We start from the raw sequence: 20,141 nt of genomic DNA, 5'->3' as shown, positions 1-20,141 counted from the left end.
CCCGCCAAGCACCGGGCTGCACGGTCAGCCGCCAGCCGCTGCCGAAAGCGTGCGCCTCCACTCCCGCGGCGCCTGCCCGGACTGCGCCTTGAAGGCCCGCGACAGCGCGGCCTCGCTGCCGTAGCCGACTTCCGCCGCGATCGCCTTCAACGCACGCCCGCGGCGCAGCGCCCGCTGCGCCAGCCGCACGCGCCAGCCCTGCAGGTAGTGCCCGGGGGTCACGCCGACGGTGTCGCGGAACGTCGCGGCGAACACGCTGCGCGACATCCCGGCAACGCCGGCCAGCGCCTCGAGCGTCCACTGCCGCGCCGGCGCCTCGTGCATCGCCACCAGCGCATTGCGCAAGCGGGAATGCGACAGCCCGGACAGCAGCCCGCTACGCACCTCGCCGCTTTCCATCAGCTGGCGCAGCACCTGGATCATCACCACCTCGAACAGGCGCTCGATCAGCGCGATGCGTCCGCAGCGCTGCTCGAACGCTTCCTCGAACAGCAGCGCCAGCACCGGCCCGGTCCCCGGCACGCCGTCCAGCGGCAGGCATACCAGCGGCGGCAGCGCAGACGCGATCGGATTGTCGGCGCCGCCCTCGAACGAGAGGTTGGCGCAGACCATGTCCGCGCCGCGCTCGGGGTCGGTGACGAAGCGATGCGTCAGCGGCCGCGGGAACAGCAGCAGGCTGGGCCGGTCGAGGTGCAGCCGCTCCGCGCCATAGTGCACTTCGACGGCGCCGCTGCGCACCAGATGCAGCTGCCCGTGCCTGGGGTCGCTGTCCAGGGTGTTGATGCCGCACAGCGGCCCGGCGTTGAACACCTGCGCGCTCACCGGGAAGTGCGCCATCAGCGCCGCGAGTCGATCGGCCATTTCCGTACTCCAGATCAAGTTTTACGGATTCTACGCCACCAATCGTACTGCCTGCGGCGCGAACATACGTCTCGCCGGACAGCCATCCGCCCGGCAACGCCACCCATCCCGACAGGACACCGACGCCATGAGCAACCCGATCCGCACCCTCGCCGCCCCGCTGCTGGCCATCGCCCTGCAGGCCGGCCCCACCGCCCAGGCCGCCCAGCCGGCCACCCCGGCCACCCCGGCCGAGGCCGCCGCCGCGGCGACCGTCGACGGCAACCATGTCGTCACCCACGACGGCGTTCGCCTCTACTACAAGGACTGGGGCCCGAAGGACGGCCCGGTCGTCACTTTCAGCCACGGCTGGCCGCTGAACTCGGACAGCTGGGAATCGCAGATGCTGTTCCTGGCCTCGCAGGGCTACCGGGTGGTGGCGCACGACCGCCGCGGCCACGGCCGTTCCAGCCAACCCTGGAACGGCAACGACATGGACCACTACGCCGACGACCTGGCGGCGGTGATCGAAGCCCTCGAACTCGACGACATCACCGCGGTCGGCTTCTCCACCGGCGGCGGCGAGGTGGCGCGCTACATCGGCCGCCATGGCACCGGGCGGGTGAAGAAGGCCGTGCTGGTCAGCGCGGTGCCGCCGATGATGCTGCGCACCGCCGACAATCCCGGCGGCGTGCCGCTGGAGGTCTTCGACGGCCTGCGCAAGGCCTCCCTGGAGAACCGCGCGCAGCTGTATCGCGATCTCGCCTCCGGCCCGTTCTACGGCTACAACCGTCCCGGCAGCGAACCCTCGCAGGGGCTGATCGACAGCTGGTGGGCGCAGGGCATGCAGGCGGGCCACAAGAACACCTACGACTCGATCGCCGCGTTCTCGGCCAGCGACTTCCGCGGGGACCTGGCGAAGTTCGACGTGCCCACGCTGGTGATCCATGGCGACGACGACCAGATCGTGCCGCTGGACAGCTCGGGCAAGGCCTCGGCCGCGCAGGTCGAGGGGGCGAGGCTGATCGTCTACCCCGGCGCGCCGCACGGCCTCACCGACACCCACAAGGAACGCTTCAACCAGGACCTGCTGGCCTTCCTCGAGGAGTGAGCGGCCCGGGGCCTGCGCCAGGCCGCCGGCATGGCAGCCGCCATGCCCCCCGGTCGCCCCGCGGCACGGACTTCGAGCGGACGCGGCGGCGCGCAGACATGCGGCCGCCGCGTTCGGCGCGTTGCCGCACGGGGCCCGGCGCTGTCCGGCTCAGCCGCCGACCAGCCGCCGCACCGCCCGGTATTCCCGCAGCCAACGCCGGCGCATCCTGCGGTTCAACCATGCGGTCGCGCCCACGCAGGCCACGGCGGCGACCAGCAGCGCCAGCCCGGCCTCGCGCCACGGCTTGCCTGCCAGCAGCCACACGCCCGCGTTGGCCACCACCGCATAGCCCAGCAAGCCCCAGGCCGCGGCGCGTGCGAGCCACAGGTCGCGCAGGCCGGTGCGCAGCTGGGCGAGCCGGCGCCGCGCGTAGCTGCTGCCGCTCGCGGCCGCGTCCGCTGCATGCCGGCGCGGCGCGCGCAGCACGATCGCCCATGCCACCGGCAGGTATGCCACGAAGAACGGCATCAGCAGCCAGTGCGCAGGTTCGATGCGGCCGCTCAGCAGTGCCCGGCCGAACACCACCAGGGCCGCCACGGTCAGCGCCACCTCCACGCCGCGCAGCAGGCGCAGCCGCAGCTGGCGCCGGCGGACCCGACGGGTCAGGTCCTGCTGCGCGGCCGCGTGGGTCTGGCCCTGCCAGGCGTCCTTCAACAGCTCGTCGAAATTCATGCGGTGCTCTCCTCCTTCGACAGCGCCTTCAGCCGCGCGCGGGCGCGATGCAGCCGCACCCCGACGTTTTCCGCGCTGATTCCCAGCATCTGTGCGATCTCCTGGTAGTCGAAACCTTCCAGCTGCAGCATCAGCACCTGGCGCAGGTTGAGCGGCAAGGTGGCCAGCGCCTCGAACAGCCACTGGGTCCGCGCGCAGGCGCAGGCGCTGGCGGTGGCCGGGTCGGCCACGTCGTGCAGCGCCTCGTCGAACGGCACGGGTGAGGGATGCCGCGTTTCCGCGCGCACGTGGCTGGCGCCCAGGTTGTGGGCGATGCGCAGCACGAACGGCAGCAGCATGTCCGCCTCGCGCAGCCGCGGCAGGCTCTCCCAGACGGCGAACAGCACCTCCTGCAGCAGCTCCTCGCGCACGGCGGGGTTCAGCTCATAGCCGCACACCGCGCGCCACAGCTGCGGATGGAAGGCTTGGACCTGGGGCCAGAGTGGATGCATGCGGCACGGGGGAAGTGGATCGGCGGTCGCCGAAAAGACGGTCGACAACCTTCAGTCGTCGCCGGAGGGGCATTTCTTACACACGAAGTTTTTGTTTTTCTTCGTAAGAAATTCCCTGGCCCGGGTGACTTAGGAGACAACCCACTCCAAGGACACACCGACGATGCGACGTTCCCCCCTGGCAAGGCTGCTGCTCCCCGCCGCCCTGGCCTGCGCCCTGGCCCCCGCGCTGGCCACCGCCCAGCCCGCAACCGCCGCGCTGGCGCTCGACAATGTGCACATCGTCGAGGCCGAACACAACCGCGTGAGTGCGCGCAGCTGCGTGCGGGTGGAGGGCGCCCGCATCGCCGGCATCGCCGCGGCGGGCGCGCCGGCCTGCCTGCAGGGCGCCCGCGCCGTCGACCTGCAGGGCCGCTACCTGGTACCGGGCCTGATCGACATGCACGCCCACCTCACCCTGGGGCCGCTGGAGATCGAGCGCGAGCGCGGCCGCGCGGTGATGCAGGCCCTGCCCGACGACGACATCGCCGAACACAACGCCGCGCGCCTGGTGGCGTTCGGGGTCACCACCGTGCGCAATCCGGGCGGCGACCTGCCGGCGGCGGCGCGCTACCAGGCACGCCTGGCCGCCGGCGAGCTGGTCGGCCCCGAGGCCTTCAACGCCGGCCCGGTCATCAACAACGCCGACCTGCCCGGCCTGTCCACCGCGGCGCACAGCGCCGCGGAGATGGAACAAGTGGTGCGCGCACAGGTCGAGGCCGGCGCCGACTGGATCAAGCTCTACACCGGCCTCTCCCCGGAACTGCTGCAGGCCGGCATCGACGCCGCGCACCGGCATGGCCGCCCCGCCGTCGCGCACCTGGAAAGCATCGCCTGGCCCGACGCCCTGGCGATGGGGCTGGACGGCATCGTCCACCTGATGCCGCTCAGCCCGGATCTGCTGACGCCGGAGCAGCGCGCGGCCTGGCAGGCCGGCGCGCGCGGCGGCACCTATTCGTTCTTCGAGTGGTGGGAGCACTTCGACCCCGAAGGCCCGCAGGCCGAGCGGCTGGTGGCGGCCTACCGCGAGCACCGCCCGGTGTTCGACGCCACCCTCGTCGCCTTCCATGCCGGCTTCGTGCAGGACCAGGACAACCCGTACAAGGACGACGCCCGCCGCCATGCCCACCCGCGGCTGCTGGCCAGCTGGAACGACTGGTTCACCTTCGCCATCGGCTGGGAGCCGGAAGACTTCGCACGTGCCCGCGCGGTGTGGCCGAAGGTGCAGCGCATGGCCGCGCGCCTGTATGCCACCGACGCCCGCATGACCGTGGGCACCGACATGAGCAACCCCTGGATCGCCCCCGGCATCAGCCTGCACCGCGAACTGCAGCTGCTGGCCGAGGCCGGCGTGCCGAACGCGACCCTGCTGCAGGCGGCCACCCGCAATGCCGCCGAGGCGCTGGGCGCCGGCCAGCGCCTGGGGCGGGTCGCGCCCGGTTTCGAGGCCGACCTGCTGGTGCTCGACGCCGATCCGCTGGAAGACATCCAGCACACCCGCGACATCCACGCCGTCGTGCTCGACGGCGCATTCCTCACCACCACCGCACTGAACCGACTCAAGGGAGAATGACCATGAAGCGCAAGTTCCGACATCTCGCCACCCGTACCCTGCTCGCCGCCGGCCTGGCCCTGGGCCTGGCCGGCACCGCCCACGCCGGCCCCGAGGACTGGGAAACCCCCGAGGCGATCGTGCACGCCCTGTACGAGACCATCTCCGGCGATGCCGGCGCCAAGCGCGACTGGGACCGCTACCGGGCCCTGTTCCTCGATGGCGCGCGCATGTCGGTGGCGATGGACTCCCGGATCGGCAGCGGCATCATGGGCATGGGCAGCGAGGAGCTGATCGCCCACACCGAGAGCGCCTACGCCGCCACCGGCTTCCACGAGCTTCCGCTGGTGACGAAGGTGGAGCAGCACGGCCTGCTGGCCTCGGTGATGAGCAGCTTCGAGATCCGCCTGCGCCGCGGCGATGCCGAGCCGCTGATGCGCGGACTGAACCACTTCCAGCTGCTCAACGACGGCGAGCGCTGGTGGATCGTCTCCAACGTGGGCACGGTGGAGACGCCCGCCTCGCCGCTGCCCGACGCCCTGCTGCCGGCGGCCCGGGGAGGTGCGCGATGAGCGCCCCGGTGATCGCCGAGGCGGCGCAGTCGCAGTCGAAGCACCGCCGCAAATGGTTGTGGATCGCCACGGCCGGCGCCGCGTGCCTGCTCTCGTGGGTGGCGCTGGCGGTGGGCATCGCGCTCGGCGTGGGCACCGCGGCGATGCTCGTCCTGGCCACCCTGGCCGCCGTGACCACCGAAGGCACGGTCTGGCTGGCGGCGCTGCTGCTCGGGGTGAGCGTGTACCAGGCGCGCCGGCGGCTGTGGGAGAAGGTTCGCGCGCGCTTGCGTTGAGGCGGATTGGACGCCCTCGGCCCGCAGTGCTGCCATCCCCGGCCACGCCGGCCGGGGATGCGGTTTCAGCCGGCCTCGTGACCTGGTGGAGTCGGCCTTCCGTCTACCTGATGGACGCGACTGGCGGCTCGGCGAAATGCTCGACGACGTTGGCCAGGCAAACCTCCATGTAGCCCTTCCATTGGCTCTTCACGAACAGGGTCAGCGGTAGCCTGGCGAAGCGGTGCTTCGCCTGGAAGGTGTAGGTCCACTTGACCTTCGTCCCGCCGGCCGCCGTCTCGAACCAGAACTGCCCGCGCGCCTCGCTCATCAGGTGCTTCAGCGCGAAGCTCGGGTCGCTCACCCGGTAGGCGAAGTAGGAAGGCCGATCGTAGTGCGTCAGGCGCTCGTTCACGGTGCTGCCATCGGCCAGGTGCACGACACGGTGGGAACCGGGGCGGTCCCACGGGCCCGAGACCGCCGAGGTGGACGCGACACCAGGCACCATGCCGTAGCCGGTGAGGATCCTGGGCAGCACATCCTCGGCTGCGATGAAGCCGAAGACCTCGTGGATGCCGCGCGGGATGAAGGCTTCTCGCGTCACCGCGACGTTCAGCCGGCCCGCCCGGCGCAGATCGATATCGTTCATGAAATTTTTTCCAGAAGGATGTGGTTGCCGGCAGTCCTTCCTCGTGGAAGCACACTGCCGGAATGGATGGACCGCCTCGCCCGAGGCGCAGGACGAAACCTCCGGGTTTCGGCGCCCGATGCCTTCGGCAGACCGGCCCCGCGCTACGCGAGGAACGGGTTGATCGCCGCCAGCGTCTCGTCGAAGCGGCCCTCGGCCTCGGCGTTGCGCATGAAGCCGACGCCCTCCACCAGGATCTCGCGCGGCGTGGGCGACTGCTGGAAGCGCGCGAGCACCTGGTCGGCGAACGTGTCGAGCGGCATGAAGCGCTCGTTGGTCCTCTGGCCCGGGGTCAGGTCCGTCCGCACCGCGGGCGGCACCAGCTCGATGACCTCGATCCTGCCCTTCAGTACCGCACGGAGCGACTCGGTGTAGCTGTGGATGGCGGCCTTGGTGGCCGAATAGGTCGGGGCGATCACCAGCGGCACGAAGGCCAGGCCCGAGCTGACGTTGACGATGACCGCATCGGGCTGGCGGCCCAGGTGCTCGATCAGGGCGTTGGTCACCCGGATGGGGCCGAGCAGGTTGCTGGTGATGGAGGCTTCCGCGTCGCCCAGGTCGCGGGACCTGTCGGGCGGCCCTTCAATGCGCATGATGCCGGCGCTGTTGAACAGCACGTTGACGGACGGATGCTCGGCGACGAGCTTCTGGGCGAACGCCGCGACGCTGGCGGCATCGTCCATGTCGAACGTCAGCGCATGGAGGTTCGGCCGGTCCCCGATCGCCTCGACCAGCGGCTGCATCCGCCGGCCCGCGATGATCACGGTGTTGCCGAGGTCGTGGAAGCGATGCGCCAGCGCCCTGCCGATGCCCGTGCCGCCGCCGGTGATGAGGATGGTGTTGCCTGTGGTCTTCATGTTGCGATTCCTTCAGGTGGGCGACCGAGCGAGCCACGCTCGCGTCGGCCGCTATCGATGAGATGCCCGGCGGCAGCCGTGCCGTGCCGGAGCGTGTGGGTGAGTGGCGCGGACGACGCTGGGGCTGGGACGGCGCCGTGCGCCGTCGACCGGTCAGCCGCGATCGAGAACGGGGTAGTCGGTGTAGCCTTCGGCGCCGCCGCCGGCGTAGAACAGGGGCACCCGCGGTGCGTTCAACGCCGCCCCTGCCTTTAGGCGGGCCACCAGGTCCGGGTTGGCGAGCGCCATGGTGCCCAGGGCTTCCATGTCGGCGACGCCTGCCGCGACGTCGGCCCCGACCTGCTCGCGCGTGCGGCCCGGGCGGTTGACCACCAGCACGCCGCCGAAGGCGCGGCGGATGTCCGCCAGGAGCGCATCGTTGCCGGTATGCAGGACGTGCAGATAGGCGATGCCGATCCTGTCGAACTCCGCCGCGAGGTGGCGGTAGAGATCGTCGTTGTCGTTGCCTTCGACGATGCCCCCCGTAGCGAGCCCGGGAGACAGGCGGATCGCCGTCTTCCCGGCACCGATCGCGGCGGCGATCGCCTGTACGACCTCGAGTGCGAACCGCGCCCGGTTCTCGAGCGAACCGCCGTATGCGTCGTTTCGCGCGTTGGCGTTCGGCGCGAGGAACTGGTGCACCAGGTAACCGTTGGCGCCGTGGATCTCCACGCCGTCCGCGCCCGCTTCGACCGCCCGCGCCGCGCCGTGGGCGAAATCGGCAACGGTCTGCCGGACTTCGGCGGTGGTCAGCGCGCGGGGCTCGGGCACCGGCAGCATGCCCTGGGGCGTGAACATGTTCTCGCCGGGGGCGATCGCCGAGGGCGCGACCGGCTGGCGATGGTGCGCCGTGTTCTGCGGATGGGACCTGCGGCCGACGTGCATGAGCTGGATGAAGAGACGGCCATCCGCCTGGTGGACCGCGTCGGCTACCTTCCTCCAACCGGCCACGTGGGCGTCGGTGTAGATGCCAGGCGTGTTGAGATAGCCCTGCCCGTCTTCGGACGGCTGGGTGCCTTCGGTGACCAGCAGGCCCATGGTTGCGCGCTGCGCGTAGTACTCGGCCGCCAGCGCGCCGGGCGTGCCGTCGGGCCTGGCCCGGCTGCGGGTCATCGGCGCCATGGCGAGGCGGTGCGGCAGTTGCAGGTTGCCGACCTGGATCGGGGACCAGACGTCGGTCATGTCGTTTCTCCTTGTCGCTGGACGATGAAAGGGGGGAGGCTCACAGCCGGCCCGCGGCGAGCAGCTCGCGGGTGCGTGCCAGCGTCGACAGCAGCGCGGCCCTGTAGCCCTTGTCCTCACTGTCGAACTGCTGCTGTTCGGCCCGTTCCTCGGGGCCGCCCGGCGCCTTGCCGCGCAGCCCGAGGTAGCAGTAGAAGCGGAGTTGGAGCTCGCCGTGCTGGTCCTCGAAGAGCGCGTTGACAATGGCGCCCTCGCGCGGCCCGGTGGCCTGGAAGAAGGTGACCTTGCTCTGCGGTTCGAGGGCGATGATCTCGCGCAGATCGGCACCGGCGATCGTGGCTTCGCGCACGAAGTGGGTCGCGCTCTCCTGCACCACGTCGCAGCGGGTGCACAGGCCGGGCGGGAGGAACAGGCGCGCATCGCGCGCCTTCAGCTCCAGGCCCTTCCAGGCCTGCTCGCGGGTGAGCGGGGTGGCGCCGTCCGGGTTCACCGGAACGGTGGCGGTCGAATGGATCATGTCGAACTCCTTGTCTGCAGAAGAGGGCGCGCGAAGCTCAGGCCGCCGCGGCGAGCGCGGAGGCGAAGGCGCGGTAGCTGCGCAGCGGCCGGCCCAGCAGCGTGGTGAGCCGCTCGAGGTCGCCCGGCTCGGCGCGCATGCCGTCGGTAAGGAAGCGCCCGCTCATCAGGCGCATGTCGTAGGCCATCCAGGGCGGCATGAACTGGCGGAGGTTCTGCTCGAAGGCCGCCGGGTCGTCGCCGCCGTACACGACGGGCCGGCCGAGCACGTCGGACCAGATCTCCGTGACGTCGCTGCCGGTCAGGGTGTCGGGGCCGACGACGTTGATCACTTCGGTGGGCAGCGGCGCGGGCGAGGCCTCGCGGCGTAGCAGCTCGAGCGCGGCGATCTCGCCGATGTCGCTCGCGGCCACCATCGCCAGGCCCTGGCTGCCGATCGGCATGGGATACACGCCGTGCTGGAACACGACGTCCTTGACCGTCAGGTCGTTGTCGATGAAGTAGGCCGGGCGCAGGATCGTCGCGTTGAAGCCCATCTGCTCGATCATCCGCTCGACCCCGAACTTGCCCGCGAAGTGCGGCACGTTCACGTAGACGTCGCTGTGGATGACCGACAGGTAGACGATGCGCTCGATGCCCGCCTCGCGCGCCAGGTTCAGGGCGATCAGCGCCTGGGTGAATTCGTCCGGCACCACGGCGTTGAGGAGGAACAGCGTGGACACGCCGTCGAAGGCGCTGCGCAGGGCGTCGACGTCGAGGAAGTCGCCCCGGACCACGGACACGCCGGCGGGGAACTCGGCCTTGGCCGGGTCGCGGACGAGGGCGCGCACATCGGCGCCGCGCTGGGTCAACTGCTCTACGACGTGGCGGCCGATGGTGCCGGTGGCGCCGGTGACGAGGATGGTCATGGGAGTGCTCCGTGTTGGTTGGGAGACCCATGGTTGTTGATCCACGAGCGGGCCGATAGCCCATATACTTGGACCACCTGTCTCGCTGGTGGAACACATGGACCTCCTGGCCCTGGCCGACTTCAACCTGGTGGCGCGGCATGGCGGCTTCGGCCGGGCGGCGCGGGCGGCGGAACGGCCCAAGGCCACCCTGTCCCGGCGGGTGGCGGACCTGGAAGCGGGCCTGGGGGTGCGCCTGTTCGAGCGCGGCTCCCACGCCCTCAGGCTGACCCAGGAGGGGCGGGCCCTGTTCGAGCGCACCGAATCCCTGCTCACCGAACTGGGCGAAGCGACCACCGCGATCGCCTCGGGGGGCCAGACCCCGCGCGGCAAGCTGCGGATCAGCGCGCCGCTGCTGTTCTCCCAGATCGCGCTGGGCAAACTGTCCGCCGAGTTCGCGCTGCGCTATCCGGAGGTGCGCCTGGAGATCACCACCGAGGACCGGGCGGTCGACATGGTGGAAGAGGGCTACGACCTGGTGATCCGGGTCAATCCCGACCCCAACGAACACCTGATCGGGCGCATCGTGCTCCACGACCGCCTGGTGGCGGTGGCCGGCCCGGCGCTGCAACGGCCGGTGGACGATGCCGAACCGGTTGCCGCGGTCGTGCGCGCGTCGAGCACGCAGTCGGCCTGGGCGTTGGCGACCCGGGAAGGAGACCTGCAGGTCCGGATCGAGCCGATCCTGCGCCTGGCATCGCTGATCATGATGCGCGATGCGGTCCGCACCGGGATCGGCGCGGCCGTACTTCCTCTATCGCTGGTGGCGGGCGACCTGCGCTCGGGCGCGCTCGCCCACTGGGGCGACGTGAAGGGGCGCCCGATCGAGATCTGGGCGCTCTACCCCTCGCGGCGCCTGCTGAGTACCCGGGTCTCGGCGTTCCTGGAGTTCCTGAAGGAAGCCTTCCCGCTCGGCGTGCCCGAGGAGCTCTCCGCCTACGTCGAAGGGTAGCGGGCTGGCGCGTTCGAGGGCTGCGACTCGGCGGCCGCTTCCGGCCACTGGCGGGCGTCACCTCAGCTGGATTGTCCCGGCGCCGCGCATGCTGTGGGAACTACTGAACCCAATGTTTACGCAGAGTTTATGGTCCGCACTGCGTTGCGACATGGCGACTTTACGGGGATGGCGCCGAGACTTTCCCTGTGGCCGACCGGCCGCGCCATCCCGTTTCCGTCATGCGCCCATCCGCCCTTCACGGCGACGCCGCCACGCGCCGCTCCGATCTCCTTCTCGATACGTGCACCGGCCTCGCGCTGCTCGCCGTGTGCGGCGCCGTCCAGGCGTCGTCCTTGGGCGGATCGGCCGGCCTCACCACTGATTACGTCTGGCGCGGCACCTCGCAGACCCAGGGCGATCCGGCCGTCCAGGCCGGCGCGTCGATCGCGTCCGACTCCGGCCTGTACGCCTCGGCGTGGGGCTCGAACGTCGAGTTCCCGGGCAGCGGCGCCAGCACCGAATTCGACGTCGCCGTCGGCTGGTCGGGAGCGATCGCGGGCGACTGGGCCATGGACGTCAACGTCCTGCACTACCGCTACCCGTCCACCGAGGTCGACCTGGACTGGACGGAGCTCAACGGAAGGCTGACCTACGCCGGGCGCTACTGGGCCGCATTTGGCTGGTCGCCCGAGGCGCTGGGCGCCGAAGGCGACGGCCTGTACTCGCAGGCCGGCGTGCGTTGGCCGGTGGGGGAAACGCTGGCGCTCGAGCTGGCCGCGGGCCGCTACGCGCTGTACGACGCATACGACGACAGCTACTGGCACGGCCAGGCGAGCGCGATCTGGACCTTCAAGGTGCCCTTCGAGCTTCGCGTGACCGCCCACGCCACCGACTCGTCCGCCGAACGTCTCTTCGGCGAATCCGCTGCCGGCAACCGCATCGAAGCGGCGCTGCAGGCGTCTTTCTGAGGTGACCCGACATGCCCGGATGGCTTGCCCTGACCTGCATCGCCAGCGTTGTCCTCGCGGCCGGCTACCTGCTGTTCGTGATTTTCAGGCCCGAGGACTTCTGAGCCCCCGCGCGGCGTCTGCCTGGCCGCGTGCACGCACGAGACCCCAACCATGATCGAGATCCTCATTGTCTTCGCCCTCGCGGCCGCCTTGGGCTGGCCACTCGGCCATTACCTCGCCCGGGTGATGCGGGGCGACGCCTCGTGCCTGGACCGGGTATTCGGTCCGGTCGAGCGTGGCATCTATCGTCTTCTTGGAACGGAGCCCGCTCGCGGCATGGACTGGCGCGGTTACGCCAAGGCGTTCCTCCTGAGCAACCTGGCGGTCGGCGTGGTCGTATGGGTGCTGCTGATGACCCAGGGCTGGCTGCCCCTGAATCCAGATGGCGCCGCCAACATGCGCTGGGACACGGCGCTGCACACGATGGTGTCGTTCGTCACCAACACCAACCAGCAGCACTATTCCGGGCAGGCGCAGTTGAGCTTCCTGTCGCACATGGCCGGCATCGTCGGCCTGCAGGTCGTCACGCCGATGATGGGCCTGGCGCTGGTGGTGGCGACCTTGCGTGGCCTCTTCGGTGGCCGCCGGGAGATGGCGGCGCGGGCCAGCGGCCAGCCCGACTCCGTATCGGCGGCCGCCACGCCCGATCAGGCGCGCGACCTGGGCAACTTCTGGGTCGATGTCACCCGCGCCAGCGTGCGCTTCATGCTGCCGCTCGCGCTGATGTGGTCGCTGCTGCTGACCTCGCAGGGCGTGCCGTCCACGCTCCAGGCCGCCCCGGTGGCCACGCCCATCGATGCCGCCGCCGGCATGGCGTCGCAGTCAATTCCGCTCGGCCCGGTGGCGCCGATGGTCGCGGTCAAGCAACTGGGCACCAATGGCGGCGGCTGGTACGGACCCAACAGCTCGGTGCCGCTCGAAAACCCCACGCCGCTGTCCAACCTGCTGGAAACCCTGGCGCTCATCCTGATTCCCGTGTCGCTCACCTTCATGGTCGGCGCGTTTACCGGGCGAAGGAAACTGACCGCCCTGGTGTTCGGCACGATGCTGCTGATGTCGGCGGCGTCCACCGGCGTGGCGGTCTGGTCGGAGGGGCACTCCGCCACCGCGGCGGACATCGCGCTGATGGAAGGCAAGGAGGTGCGCTTCGGTGCCGACGCATCGGCCCTGTGGGCCGCGTTGACTACGCAGACCAGCAACGGCTCGGTCAATTCCATGCACGACTCGCTGGCCCCGCTCACCGGCGGCGTGGCGATCACCAACATGCTCATCAACGGCATCTGGGGCGGCGTGGGCTGTGGCCTGCAACAGTTCCTGGTGTACCTGCTGCTGGCGGTGTTCCTCGCCGGGCTGATGACCGGCCGCAGCCCCGAGCTGTTCGGCCGCAAGATCGAAGCCGGCGAGGTCCGCCTGCTGGCGTTGCTGGTGCTGCTGCAGCCGAGCGCGCTCCTGGGCCTGACGGCGATCACGCTCTCCTTCCCTGCGCTGACGGGCAATTCGAACCCGGGCTTCCACGGCATCAGCCAGGTCTTCTACGAGTACACCTCCGCGTTCGCCAACAACGGCTCGGGCTTCGAGGGACTGGGCGACGCCACGGTGTGGTGGAACCTGACCTGCGTGCTGCTGCTGGCGCTGGGCCGTTATGCGGCACTGATCATCCCGCTCGCGGTCGCCGCCCGCATGGCCGGCAAGCGCGTCGCGCCGGAAGGCCCCGGCACGTTGCACGTGGAAACGCCGACGTTCGCACTGACGCTGGTCGCCGTGGTCGTGGTGCTGACGGTGCTGCAGTTCATGCCCGTGCTGGTCCTCGGCCCCATCGCCGAGCACCTGACCCTGTATCCGACCTCCTGATCGAACCGCATCCAGGCGCGCCGGCGCTCGGGCCGGCGCGCCTCGAGGACCCACTCCGTGAACGACACCACCCCCCACCTGGGCACTGCGCGCCGCCACTCGCTTGCGGCGGCGGACGGTGCCGCCATCCGCGTCGCACTCATCGAATCGGTGCGCAAGCTCGCCCCGCGCCAGGCCATCCGCAATCCGGTCATCGCCGTCGTCCTGCTGGGCACGCTGCTGGCCGCGCTCATCACCGTGGCCATGCCGGGCCGGCTCGCTTTCGGCGGCGCGGTCACCGCAGTGCTGTTGCTGACCGTGCTGCTCGCGAATTTCGCCGAAGCCGTCGCCGAGGCGCGCGGCCGTGGCCAGGCAGCCTCGCTGCGGGCCGCACGTCGCGACCTCGTCGCCCGGCGGCGCCTGGAGGACGGCCCGGGCGATGGCCCTGACGGCAGCGAAGAGCGCGTGCCTGCCGCCGCCCTTAGACCTGGCGACCACGTCGTCGTCTCCGCCGGCGAGTTCGTGCCGGCGGACGGCGAGATCGTCGAGGGCATGGCCACCATCAACGAGGCCGCCGTGACCGGCGAGTCGGCGCCGGTCCTGCGCGAAGCCGGCACCGACCGCTCCGGCGTGATCGGTGGCACCAGGGTGCTGTCGGACGAAATCGTCGTCCGCGTAGCCGCCGAGCCGGGCCACAGCTTCCTCGACCGCATGATCGCGCTGGTCGAGGGCGCCTCCCGGCAGAAGACGCCCAACGAAGTCGCACTGACGATGCTGCTGGCGGCGATGACGCTGACCTTTCTCGTGGTGGTCGCCACGCTGCCCGCCCTGGCCGGATTCGTCGGCGCCACGCTCGACCCGCTGCTGCTGATCGCGCTGCTGGTGTGCCTGATCCCGACCACCATCGGCGGCCTGCTGCCGGCCATCGGCATCGCCGGCATGAACCGCGCCCTGTCGGCCAACGTGTTGGCGAAGTCGGGCAAGGCGGTGGAGATCGCCGGCGACGTCGACGTACTGGTGCTCGACAAGACCGGCACCATCACCCACGGCGACCGCCAGGCGACCGCGTTCCATCCGCTGGCCGGCGTGGATGCCGGGCAGCTGCGCGAAGCCGCCATGCTTGCGTCGCTGGCCGATCCCACGCCCGAGGGCAAGTCGATCGTCAAGCTGGCGCGGTCGCAGGGCCAACCGCTGCAGGATCCGGCCGACGCCCGCTACATGCAGTTCTCCGCGCAAACCCGCATGTCGGGCGTCGATCTGGATGGCGGCGCGCGCGTGATCCGCAAAGGGGCGCGCGACGCGATCGAGCGGCACGTCCAGGCACGGGGGGGCCAGGTGACGGCGGAACTGGCCGCGCGCGTGGAGACGGTGGCGCGCAGCGGCGCCACGCCGCTGGTGGTGTCCGACGGCCGCCATGCCTTGGGCGTGGTCGAGTTGTCGGACGTGGTGAAGTCCGGCGTGTCCGAACGCTTCGCGCGGATGCGCGCGATGGGCATCCGCACGGTGATGATCACCGGCGACAACCCGCTCACCGCCGCGGCCATCGCTGCAGAAGCCGGCGTGGACGACTACATCGCCGAAGCGACTCCAGAGGACAAGTTGGCGCGCATCCGCCAGGAGCAGGCGGCAGGGCGGCTGGTGGCGATGGTGGGCGACGGTACCAACGATGCCCCCGCGCTGGCGCAGGCCGACGTGGGCTTGGCGATGAATTCCGGTACCCAGGCCGCGCGCGAGGCCGGCAACATGGTCGACCTGGATTCCGACCCGGCCAAGCTGCTGGAGGTGGTGGAGGTCGGCAAGCAGCAGCTCATCACTCGCGGCGCGTTGACGACGTTCTCGCTGGCCAACGATGTCTCCAAGTACTTCGCCATCCTGCCGGCGCTGTTCGCCGCCGCTCTCCCGCAGCTCGCAGTGCTGGATGTCATGCAGCTGTCGAGCCCGTCCAACGCTGTCCTCGCGGCGCTGATCTTCAACGCGCTGGTGATCCCCGCGCTCATCCCGCTGGCACTGGCCGGGGTGCGCTTCCGTCCCGCCAGTGCGACCACGCTGCTGCGCCGGAACATGCTCGTCTACGGCGTGGGTGGGGTGTTGCTGCCGTTCGCCGCCATCAAGCTGATAGATCTGGCCCTTGCGGCCCTGGGAGCCTGACATGAACCGTTCCACCCCCTCCGCCCGGCCGATGCGCCTCGGTGCGCTGGACGAGCGCGCCTCGCTGCGCGCCGCCACCGCCTTCGCCGGCGTCATCCTGCTGGGCTTCGGCCTGCTCTACGCGCTGCTGGGCGCCGGCCTGGGCCGCGTGCTGTTCCCGCACCAGGCCACCGGCAGCCTCATCGTGGTCGACGGTCAGGTGCGCGGATCCGAACTGGTCGCGCAGCCGTTCGTGGGCGAGGGCTACTTCCGTCCGCGGCCTTCCGCCGCCGGTTACGATCCCATGGCGGTGTCGGGCAGCAATCTGGCCCGCAGCAACCCGGACCTGCGCGCACGCATCGACGGCGCGGTTGCCGAAGTCGCCGCGCGCGAGGGCATCCCCGCCGGGAAGGTCCCGGGCGAGATGGTCACCCGGTCCGGTGGGGGCCTCGACCCCCACGTGTCGCCGGCCACGGCGCGCGTGCAGGCCGCGCGCGTGGCCCGCGCCCGCGGGCTGCCACCGGTGCGGGTGGAGGCGCTGATCGCGGCCCACACCGAGGCGCCGACGCTGGGCGTGATCGGCCAGCCGCGGGTCAACGTGGTGCGCCTGAACCTGGCACTGGACGCGCTGCGCTGACCGGCGCACCACGGACTTGGCGCGTCCGAGCGACAATCGACCCATGACCGACCCCCGCAGCACGCGCGCCGACGCCCTGATCGGCCAGTTGAGCCGGCAACGTGCCGGCCGGCTGACCGTCTTCCTGGGCGCCGCGCCGGGTGTCGGCAAGACCTACGCGATGCTCACCCGTGCGCGCGACCTGCAGCGGCGCGGGCAGGACGTGGTGGTCGGCATCGCCGAGACGCATGGGCGCAGCGAGACGGCCGCGCTGCTGGACGGCCTGGAGCAGCTGCCGCGCCGGCAACTCGCGTACACGCCAGCCGACGGCAAGGTGCGCAAGCTGGAGGAGCTGGACCTGGATGGGTTGCTCGCGCGCCGGCCGCAGCTGGCGCTGGTCGACGAACTTGCGCACCGCAACGCACCGGGCAGCCGCCACGAGCGCCGCTGGCAGGACGTGGCCGAACTGCTGGACGCCGGCATCGACGTCTACACCACGGTCAACATCCAGCACCTGGAGAGCCTCAACGACGTCGTGCATCGGATCACCGGCGTGCGTGTCACCGAAACGGTCCCCGACGCGCTTTTCGACCGGCTGCGCGACATCGTGCTGGTGGACCTGCCGCCACGCGAGCTGATCGAACGCCTGCAACAGGGCAAGGTGTACGTGCCCGAGCAGGCGCAACAGGCGCTCTCGGCGTTTTTCTCGCCGGGCAACCTGACAGCGCTCCGCGAACTGGCGATGCAGGCAGCCGCCGACCGCGTCGACGTGGACCTGCGCGAGGCCCGCAGCGCAGGCGGCCTACCCGGTACGCCCATCCGGCGCCGCGTGCTGGTGGCCATCGACGGTCGCGGTCAATCCGAGTACCTGGTGCGCGTGGCGCGGCGGATCGCCGAGCGCAGCGACGCCCCATGGAGCGTGGTCACGGTGCAGGCCGGCGGCCGTAACGAACCGCAACGCCAGCTGGAGCTCGACCGTGCCTTCGCTCTGGCGCGCCGGCTGGGCGGGGACACGGCGGCGTTGAGCGGCGTCAGCATCGTCGACGCGCTGCTCGACCATGCCGGGCGCATCGGCGCCAGCACGATCGTGCTGGGCCGCACCCGCGAGCGCCCGTTCGCCCGCCTGGTCAACCGCACCCTCACCCAGCAGCTGCTGCAGCGCGGCGCCCACTACGAGTTGACCATTGTCAGTACGCCCGAGGTGCGTGCGCGCTCGCGGCGTGCATCAGCGGACCGCGCCGCATGGCTCGGTCGGCACGACGCGACGTGGGCCGTCGCCGCAGCCACCGCGGCCACCGCTCTGGCGGCGCTGGCCGAGCGCTGGCTGGGACTGTCCGACCTGTCGCTGGTGTTCATTGTGGCCGTGGTGCTGGTAGCTTCGCGCACGCGCATGGTGGCCGCGGTCATCGTCGCCACACTGTGCTTCCTGGCCTACAACTTCTTTTTCATCGAGCCGCGCTACACCTTCTATATCGGCGCGCGGCAGGGCGTGGCCACGGTGTTGCTGTTCCTGGTGGCCGCGCTGGTGGCCGGCCGGCTGGCAGCCAAGCTGCGCATGCAGGTGCTGGCGCTGCGCGCCGCCAACGCGCAGGCGACCACCTTGCAGACGCTGGGCCGGCAACTGGCGTCGGCAGCCGACCTGGAGCAGGTCCTGCGCTCGGGCCGCGACGCGTTGCATGCCGCGCTCGCGGCGGACGTGGTGGTCCAGCTCGGCGACGCGCACAGCGAAAGCAACGGCGCGCCGGCGTTCTCGCAGACCGACCGCGCCGCGGCCGACTGGGCCGCCGCGCACGGCCAACCCGCGGGACGGTTCACCGATACCCTGGCCGGCGCGGCCTGGTGGTGCCTGCCGCTGCGCCTTGGCACCGGGTCGCCCGGCGCACCCGGTGTGGTCGCCCTGCACTTCGCGGCGGACCCCGCACGGCTGACCGTCGAGCAACGGCGGCTGGCCGAGGCCATGGTCGAGGACATCGCCCAGGCAGCGCTGCGCACCCGGCTGGTGGCGGACCTGGAAGACGCGCGCGTCAGTACGGAAACCGAACGCCTGCGGTCGGCGCTGCTGTCCTCTGTGTCGCACGACCTGCGTTCACCGCTGTCCGTGATCATCGGCTCGGCCAGCACGCTGGACACCTACGGCCGGGCGCTCGGCGCGCAGGACCGGCACGACCTGCTCGACACCATTCGCGTCGAGGGCGAACGCCTGGATCGCTACATCCAGAATCTGTTGGACATGACCCGGCTCGGCCATGGCGGCCTGGCACTCAACCGCGACTGGATCGGCGTGGACGAACTGATCGGCTCGGCGGTCGCGCGCTTGCAGCGCTACACGCCGGAGGCGCGGTTCGAGGTTCAGGTGCAGGCGGGGCTGTCGCCGTTGTGGGTGCATCCGGCGCTGGTCGAGCAGGCGCTGTTCAACGTGCTCGAGAACGCCGTGCGGTTTTCCCCGGCGGGCGAGGCGGTAATGGTGGACGCGCGCGAAGCGATCGTCGAAGGCGCCCCGCACCTGCGCATCGACGTGCGCGACCGCGGCCCCGGCATCCCGGACGACGAGCGCACGCGCATCTTCGACATGTTCTACAGCGTCGAGCGCGGCGACCGCGGCCGCCAGGGCACCGGCCTGGGGCTGGCGATCTGCCAAGGCATGATCGGCGCGCACGGCGGCCGCGTGGAGGCGCTGCCCGGGCCGGACGGCCGGGGTACAACCGTTAGAATCGTGTTGCCCAGGCTGGAGCCCCCGCCGCCGCCCGCAGACCGATGACCGATCCCACCTCAACTGCGACGCCCCCGGCGCGGATCCTGGTCATCGACGACGAGCCGCAGATCCGTCGTTTCCTGGACATCAGCCTGCGGGCGCAAGGGTATGCGGTGGCACTGGCCGCATCGGGTACCGACGGCCTGGAGCGGCTGGCGACCGATGGCGCGGATCTGGTGATCCTCGACCTGGGCCTGCCCGACCGCGACGGCCACGAGGTACTGCGGGAACTGCGCGGCTGGTCGGCCGTGCCGGTGATCCTGCTGACCGTGCGCGCCGGCGAGAACGAGAAGGTGTCCGGGCTAGACGCCGGAGCCAACGACTACGTCACCAAGCCCTTCGGCGTGCAGGAGCTCATGGCCCGGGTACGCGCACTGCTGCGTGCGCAGGCCGCGCCGGCCGGCATGGAGCCGGTCTACGACGACGGCACGCTTCGCATCGACCTCGCGCATCGGGAGGTCACGTTGGCGGGCACACCCATCGCGCTGACGCGCAAGGAGTACGCCGTTCTGGCGCTACTGGCCCGGCACGCGGGCCGCGTGGTCACCCAGCCGCAGATCCTGCGCGAGGTGTGGGGCCCGACCCACGTCGAGGACACGCACTACCTGCGCATCCTCGTCGGCAAGCTTCGGCACAAGTTGGGCGACGATCCCGCGTCACCGCGATGGATACAGACCGAACCAGGCGTGGGTCTTCGGCTGATCTCCGCCCCTGTCTCCTGATGTCGCATCCACGGATAGCGAAGACGTACTAGGACACATGAGGCGCGAGAGCACCGCCCGGCACCTCGGCAAGCGCTTGCCGAGGCTTCTGTCGCAGTGCCGCCCCAAAAGCGGGGCGCCGGCGCTACCATGCGCGCACCTTCCGGAAGCATCGTGAGTCGAGCCGGCTTTGCATTCCACCACCCCATCGCGTTCTGGGTGGGCTGCGCCCTGATCACCGCGGGTGTGCTCTCGCACGGCCCGATGTTCATGCTGGGCCAGCACACGCACTGGCAGATGGTCGGCATGCCGATGACGGCCGAGATGTGGATCGGCATGGCGATCATTCCGCTCGGCCTGGCGCTGTCG

Annotated in this window: 20 protein-coding genes and 1 pseudogene; 13 read left to right on the top strand and 8 right to left on the bottom strand. The window is 70.8% G+C overall.

Annotated elements, in window-relative coordinates; genetic code table 11:
- Window positions 1-24: 24 nt before the first annotated feature.
- Entirely contained in the window at window positions 25-861 is an 837-nt protein-coding gene (locus QFW77_RS01600) for an AraC family transcriptional regulator (protein WP_280572427.1), read from the bottom strand.
- Between the two features lie 127 nt (window positions 862-988).
- On the opposite strand from QFW77_RS01600, the gene QFW77_RS01595 reads away from it, so the two are divergent.
- A complete protein-coding gene (locus QFW77_RS01595) occupies window positions 989-1,951 on the top strand; it encodes an alpha/beta fold hydrolase (RefSeq protein WP_280572426.1) in 963 nt (320 codons plus the stop codon).
- Window positions 1,952-2,101: 150 nt separating this feature from the next.
- Here the strand turns inward: QFW77_RS01595 and QFW77_RS01590 are convergent, their stop codons facing one another.
- Entirely contained in the window at window positions 2,102-2,665 is a 564-nt protein-coding gene (locus QFW77_RS01590; protein ID WP_280572425.1) for a hypothetical protein, read from the bottom strand.
- Complete coding sequence (locus tag QFW77_RS01585; protein WP_280572424.1) at window positions 2,662-3,156, bottom strand: RNA polymerase sigma factor; 495 nt, start codon at window positions 3,154-3,156, stop codon at window positions 2,662-2,664. The genes QFW77_RS01590 and QFW77_RS01585 overlap by 4 nt, the downstream gene beginning before the upstream one ends.
- 163 nt (window positions 3,157-3,319) lie before the next feature.
- Between QFW77_RS01585 and QFW77_RS01580 the strand changes: the two genes are divergently transcribed.
- From QFW77_RS01580 to QFW77_RS01570, 3 genes are read left to right on the top strand one after another with little or no spacing between them, the layout of a single operon-like run.
- Window positions 3,320-4,768, top strand: coding sequence for an amidohydrolase family protein (locus tag QFW77_RS01580; protein ID WP_280572422.1), 1,449 nt, complete (start codon window positions 3,320-3,322; stop codon window positions 4,766-4,768).
- Window positions 4,769-4,770: 2 nt separating this feature from the next.
- Window positions 4,771-5,319, top strand: a complete 549-nt coding sequence (locus tag QFW77_RS01575; RefSeq protein WP_280572421.1) for a hypothetical protein — start codon at window positions 4,771-4,773, stop codon at window positions 5,317-5,319.
- Complete coding sequence (locus QFW77_RS01570) at window positions 5,316-5,594, top strand: hypothetical protein (protein ID WP_280572420.1); 279 nt, start codon at window positions 5,316-5,318, stop codon at window positions 5,592-5,594. The genes QFW77_RS01575 and QFW77_RS01570 overlap by 4 nt, the downstream gene beginning before the upstream one ends.
- A gap of 103 nt (window positions 5,595-5,697) precedes the next feature.
- On the opposite strand, the gene QFW77_RS01565 is transcribed toward QFW77_RS01570, so the two are convergent.
- From QFW77_RS01565 to QFW77_RS01545, 5 genes are all read right to left on the bottom strand, one after another.
- Window positions 5,698-6,222 carry an SRPBCC family protein gene (locus tag QFW77_RS01565; RefSeq protein ID WP_280572418.1) on the bottom strand — a complete coding sequence of 175 codons (525 nt, stop codon included), beginning with the start codon at window positions 6,220-6,222 and terminating at the stop codon, window positions 5,698-5,700.
- 143 nt (window positions 6,223-6,365) lie between these two features.
- A complete protein-coding gene (locus QFW77_RS01560; RefSeq protein WP_280572417.1) occupies window positions 6,366-7,118 on the bottom strand; it encodes an SDR family oxidoreductase in 753 nt (250 codons plus the stop codon).
- A gap of 153 nt (window positions 7,119-7,271) precedes the next feature.
- Entirely contained in the window at window positions 7,272-8,339 is a 1,068-nt protein-coding gene (locus tag QFW77_RS01555; protein ID WP_280572416.1) for an alkene reductase, read from the bottom strand.
- A 40-nt stretch (window positions 8,340-8,379) separates the two neighbouring features.
- Window positions 8,380-8,856, bottom strand: a complete 477-nt coding sequence (locus QFW77_RS01550) for an SRPBCC family protein (RefSeq protein WP_280572415.1) — start codon at window positions 8,854-8,856, stop codon at window positions 8,380-8,382.
- Between the two features lie 37 nt (window positions 8,857-8,893).
- Entirely contained in the window at window positions 8,894-9,763 is an 870-nt protein-coding gene (locus QFW77_RS01545) for an SDR family oxidoreductase (protein WP_280572414.1), read from the bottom strand.
- Window positions 9,764-9,860: 97 nt separating this feature from the next.
- Between QFW77_RS01545 and QFW77_RS01540 the strand changes: the two genes are divergently transcribed.
- From QFW77_RS01540 to QFW77_RS01500, 9 genes and pseudogenes are all read left to right on the top strand, one after another.
- On the top strand, window positions 9,861-10,754 hold the full coding sequence (locus QFW77_RS01540; RefSeq protein ID WP_280572413.1) for a LysR family transcriptional regulator: 894 nt from the start codon (window positions 9,861-9,863) through the stop codon (window positions 10,752-10,754).
- A gap of 221 nt (window positions 10,755-10,975) precedes the next feature.
- A complete protein-coding gene (locus tag QFW77_RS01535) occupies window positions 10,976-11,704 on the top strand; it encodes a TorF family putative porin (protein ID WP_280572412.1) in 729 nt (242 codons plus the stop codon).
- Between the two features lie 11 nt (window positions 11,705-11,715).
- Entirely contained in the window at window positions 11,716-11,808 is a 93-nt protein-coding gene (locus QFW77_RS01530; RefSeq protein ID WP_280572411.1) for a potassium-transporting ATPase subunit F, read from the top strand.
- A gap of 49 nt (window positions 11,809-11,857) precedes the next feature.
- Window positions 11,858-13,597, top strand: coding sequence for a potassium-transporting ATPase subunit KdpA (gene kdpA / locus QFW77_RS01525; protein ID WP_280572410.1), 1,740 nt, complete (start codon window positions 11,858-11,860; stop codon window positions 13,595-13,597).
- A gap of 126 nt (window positions 13,598-13,723) precedes the next feature.
- Window positions 13,724-15,724, top strand: coding sequence for a potassium-transporting ATPase subunit KdpB (kdpB, locus tag QFW77_RS01520; protein WP_425603244.1), 2,001 nt, complete (start codon window positions 13,724-13,726; stop codon window positions 15,722-15,724).
- 1 nt (window position 15,725) lies between these two features.
- On the top strand, window positions 15,726-16,340 hold the full coding sequence (gene kdpC / locus QFW77_RS01515; protein ID WP_280572408.1) for a potassium-transporting ATPase subunit KdpC: 615 nt from the start codon (window positions 15,726-15,728) through the stop codon (window positions 16,338-16,340).
- Between the two features lie 43 nt (window positions 16,341-16,383).
- Window positions 16,384-19,077, top strand: coding sequence for an ATP-binding protein (locus tag QFW77_RS01510; protein WP_280572407.1), 2,694 nt, complete (start codon window positions 16,384-16,386; stop codon window positions 19,075-19,077).
- A complete protein-coding gene (locus QFW77_RS01505) occupies window positions 19,074-19,793 on the top strand; it encodes a response regulator (RefSeq protein ID WP_280572406.1) in 720 nt (239 codons plus the stop codon). The genes QFW77_RS01510 and QFW77_RS01505 overlap by 4 nt, the downstream gene beginning before the upstream one ends.
- 129 nt (window positions 19,794-19,922) lie before the next feature.
- Window positions 19,923-20,141: pseudogene (locus QFW77_RS01500) on the top strand (hypothetical protein); the annotation flags it as partial.

It is taken from the genome of Luteimonas endophytica, from assembly GCF_029887875.1.
Lineage (GTDB): Bacteria > Pseudomonadota > Gammaproteobacteria > Xanthomonadales > Xanthomonadaceae > Luteimonas > Luteimonas endophytica.
Note: the sequence above shows the minus strand (reverse complement) of the source record. Positions and strands in the feature narration are given on the sequence as shown.

Coding starts and splice junctions, on each gene's coding strand:
- QFW77_RS01590 (WP_280572425.1), bottom strand. CDS start 2,665: ATGAATTTCGACGAGCTGTTGAAGGACGCCTGGCAGGGCCAGACCCAC.
- QFW77_RS01505 (WP_280572406.1), top strand. CDS start 19,074: ATGACCGATCCCACCTCAACTGCGACGCCCCCGGCGCGGATCCTGGTC.
- QFW77_RS01535 (WP_280572412.1), top strand. CDS start 10,976: ATGCGCCCATCCGCCCTTCACGGCGACGCCGCCACGCGCCGCTCCGAT.
- QFW77_RS01510 (WP_280572407.1), top strand. CDS start 16,384: ATGACCGACCCCCGCAGCACGCGCGCCGACGCCCTGATCGGCCAGTTG.
- QFW77_RS01530 (WP_280572411.1), top strand. CDS start 11,716: ATGCCCGGATGGCTTGCCCTGACCTGCATCGCCAGCGTTGTCCTCGCG.
- QFW77_RS01570 (WP_280572420.1), top strand. CDS start 5,316: ATGAGCGCCCCGGTGATCGCCGAGGCGGCGCAGTCGCAGTCGAAGCAC.
- QFW77_RS01575 (WP_280572421.1), top strand. CDS start 4,771: ATGAAGCGCAAGTTCCGACATCTCGCCACCCGTACCCTGCTCGCCGCC.
- QFW77_RS01565 (WP_280572418.1), bottom strand. CDS start 6,222: ATGAACGATATCGATCTGCGCCGGGCGGGCCGGCTGAACGTCGCGGTG.
- kdpA (WP_280572410.1), top strand. CDS start 11,858: ATGATCGAGATCCTCATTGTCTTCGCCCTCGCGGCCGCCTTGGGCTGG.
- kdpC (WP_280572408.1), top strand. CDS start 15,726: ATGAACCGTTCCACCCCCTCCGCCCGGCCGATGCGCCTCGGTGCGCTG.
- QFW77_RS01600 (WP_280572427.1), bottom strand. CDS start 861: ATGGCCGATCGACTCGCGGCGCTGATGGCGCACTTCCCGGTGAGCGCG.
- QFW77_RS01595 (WP_280572426.1), top strand. CDS start 989: ATGAGCAACCCGATCCGCACCCTCGCCGCCCCGCTGCTGGCCATCGCC.
- QFW77_RS01540 (WP_280572413.1), top strand. CDS start 9,861: ATGGACCTCCTGGCCCTGGCCGACTTCAACCTGGTGGCGCGGCATGGC.
- QFW77_RS01555 (WP_280572416.1), bottom strand. CDS start 8,339: ATGACCGACGTCTGGTCCCCGATCCAGGTCGGCAACCTGCAACTGCCG.
- QFW77_RS01585 (WP_280572424.1), bottom strand. CDS start 3,156: ATGCATCCACTCTGGCCCCAGGTCCAAGCCTTCCATCCGCAGCTGTGG.
- QFW77_RS01550 (WP_280572415.1), bottom strand. CDS start 8,856: ATGATCCATTCGACCGCCACCGTTCCGGTGAACCCGGACGGCGCCACC.
- QFW77_RS01560 (WP_280572417.1), bottom strand. CDS start 7,118: ATGAAGACCACAGGCAACACCATCCTCATCACCGGCGGCGGCACGGGC.
- QFW77_RS01580 (WP_280572422.1), top strand. CDS start 3,320: ATGCGACGTTCCCCCCTGGCAAGGCTGCTGCTCCCCGCCGCCCTGGCC.
- QFW77_RS01545 (WP_280572414.1), bottom strand. CDS start 9,763: ATGACCATCCTCGTCACCGGCGCCACCGGCACCATCGGCCGCCACGTC.